This is a genomic window from Flavobacterium rakeshii, assembly GCF_009741375.1.
GTDB lineage: Bacteria > Bacteroidota > Bacteroidia > Flavobacteriales > Flavobacteriaceae > Flavobacterium > Flavobacterium rakeshii.
Map to the genome: position 1 here is coordinate 1 of NZ_WOWP01000006.1, position 2,210 is coordinate 2,210.

The 2,210-nt window shown below is 40.4% G+C and carries 1 pseudogene; it reads right to left on the reverse strand.

Features of this window, described 5'->3' with window-relative positions:
- Nucleotides 1-2,210 (reverse strand): annotated as a pseudogene (locus tag GN157_RS01735) (SprB repeat-containing protein); the annotation flags it as partial.

A 2,210-nucleotide genomic window follows, 5' to 3' on the forward strand; every position in this document is an offset into this window, starting at 1 on the left:
CCGTTAGCATCCGTTACATCAACAGTATAAGTACCCGCAACAAGACCCGTAATAGTACTTGTTATCTCACCATTACTCCATAAGTAAGTATAAGGCATTATACCACCTTCTACGTCAATAGTAGCTTCTCCTGTTGCCGTACCGTTACAAGTAACGTTAGACTGCATAGTAGCATCTGTTACAACAATAGCATCAGGCTGGGTAATTTCAAACTCAAGGTTAAGTACACAACCGTTATCATCGGTAATTTCTACATTATAAGTCCCGGCTGTAAGTCCGCTTAATGAAGCTGTTGTTTGTCCGTCATTCCATAAATAAGTATATGGTGTTACACCACCCTCAACAACTAAATTTATTTCTCCTGTAGCAGCACCGTTACATAAAACATTTACCTGAGTTGTAGCAGCACCTTCAATTAATGCAGGTGGTTCACCAATATTAAAGTTCTGAATAATGATACAACCGTTATCATCGGTTACCGTAACAAAATAAGTCCCGGCAGCTAAGCCTGATATGGCATCGGTAGTTTCGCCGGTACTCCACTCAAAAGTATAAGGAGCAACACCACCTGATACAACTACCGAAGCTTCACCGTTATTCTCACCGTTACAAACTACATCTGATTGTGAACCAATTGTAGATAAAGCAGTAGGCTCATTAACTGTAAACGATTCTGTTAAAACACAACCGTTAGCATCGGTTACATCAACAGTATAAGTACCTGCTACAAGACCTGTAGCTGTAGCTGTAGTTTGACCATTATCCCATAAGTAACTATATGGAGCTATACCTCCCTGAACGTCAACTGTAATTAACCCACTCGCGCCGCCGTTACACACTGCATCATTTACAACGGTAGCAGAAGTAAGAGCCATTGCATCTGGTTGGGATATAGTAAAGTTTTCTGTTAAAGTACAGCCATTAGCATCACTAATAGTAACAGTGTAGTTACCTTCTGAAAGTCCGGTTGCTGTAGCAGCAGTCTGTCCGTCACTCCATGCATAAGAATACGGAGTAACACCCCCCTGTATTACAACAGTAATCTCTCCATCGGCACCACCGTTACACGATACATCATTATGAGTAGATCCTGTAGCAGCTTCAAGAGCATCGGGCTCATCTATTGTAAAGTTCTGTACTACTAAACAACCATTAGCATCGGTAACCGTTACGGTATAATCACCAGGTGCAAGCCCTGTAGCCGTAGCAGAAGTTTGTCCGTTATCCCATAAATAAGTATAAGTACCTGTGCCACCTGTAACAGCTACGGTAGCAGTACCGTTACTTTCTCCATTACATAACACATCTGTGAAAGAAGAAGTAACTGCTAAAGCTGTAGGTTCGTTAATGGTAAAAGTATGAGTATAATTACAACCACTACCACTATCTGTAACAACTACTGAATAAGTTCCTGCTGTTAACCCACTTATTGTAGCAGTAGTTTCATTTGTATTCCATAAATAAGTATAAGTACCTGTACCACCTGTAACATCTATTGTAGCACTACCTGTAGCAGCACCATTACACAATACATCAACCTGAGTGGTAGCAGCTGTTGCTGTTATAGTATAAACTTCTGTAATTGTAAAGCTATGTGTATAAACACAACCGTTAACATCGGTTACATCAACAGTATAAGTACCTGCGGTTAAACCGCTTATTGTAGCAGTAGTATCTCCTGTATTCCATAAATAAGTATAAGTACCTGTGCCACCTGTAACATCTATTGTAGCACTACCAGTTGCTTCACCATAACATACAACATCAACCTGTGTAGTACCTGCTGTTGCTGTTATAGCATCTGGCTCAGTAATAGTAAAATTATGTGTATAAGTACAATTATTAACATCGGTAACAACTACTGAATAAGTCCCTGCGGTTAAACCTGTTGCAGTTGCTGTAGTTTGTGCATTACTATCATCCCATAAGTATGTATAAGCCCCTGTACCGCCTGTTACATCTATAGTAGCACTACCTGTAGCAGCTCCATTACAAAGTACATCAACCTGGGTTGTAGCTGCTGTTGCTGTTATAGCATCTGGCTCAGTAATGGTAAAGTTATGAGTATAAGTACAGTTGTTAGCGTCGGTAACAACTACTGAATAAGTCCCTTCGGTTAAACCTGTTGCAGTTGCTGTAGTTTGTGCGTTGATATCATCCCATAAGTATGTATAAGCACCTGTACCGCCTGTTACATCTATAGTAGCACT